The following is a 697-nucleotide window of genomic DNA, read 5'->3' on the forward strand; positions in this document are numbered from 1 at the left end:
TCAACGCGACCTGAATCTCACCCAACTCGATGCGATACCCACGAATCTTGACCTGGTCATCAGCACGCCCCAGATAGCGAAGCTGCCCATCAGCACCCCACGACGCCAGGTCGCCCGTGCGATACATCCGCTGCCCGGGGGCACCCGCATCGGCGAACGGACACGCCACAAACCGCGTCGCACTCAGATCCGGGCGGCCCAAATACCCACACGCCAACCCCGCACCCGCGACATACAACTCCCCGACCACACCGGCGGGCACCCGACGCAACCACTTGTCCAACACGAAAAAACTCAAGTGCGCCAACGGCACCCCGATCGGGGACACCGCAGCATCGACATCGGCGGCCACGATCTCGCGGAACGAAGCATGCACCGTGGTCTCGGTGATCCCATACATGTTGATCATCCGCGGCAACCCCGGATGACGCTCCAACCACGACGCCAACCGCTGCGGCTCGAGCGCCTCCCCACCAAAGACCACCGTCTGCAGCGCGAGCTGATCCCCGCGTTCGGGTGACAACGCATCAGCGGTCTGCAACGCATAAAACGCCGACGGCGTCTGACTCAACACAGCGACCTGCTCACCGACCAACAGATCGTGCAGATCCTCCGGCGAACGCACCACCGCATCGGGCACCACCACCACCCGACCACCATGGGCCAGCGCACCGAAGATCGTCTCTTATACACATCT

The 697-nt window shown here is 63.4% G+C and carries 1 pseudogene; it reads right to left on the reverse strand.

Going from position 1 to position 697, the window contains the following annotated elements:
* A pseudogene (locus tag A5759_RS02280) lies at nucleotides 1–679 on the reverse strand (AMP-binding protein); the annotation flags it as partial.
* Nucleotides 680–697: the final 18 nt, after the last annotated feature.

It is taken from the genome of Mycobacterium sp. 852014-52144_SCH5372336 (assembly GCF_001665615.1).
Classification (GTDB): domain Bacteria; phylum Actinomycetota; class Actinomycetes; order Mycobacteriales; family Mycobacteriaceae; genus Mycobacterium; species Mycobacterium neumannii_A.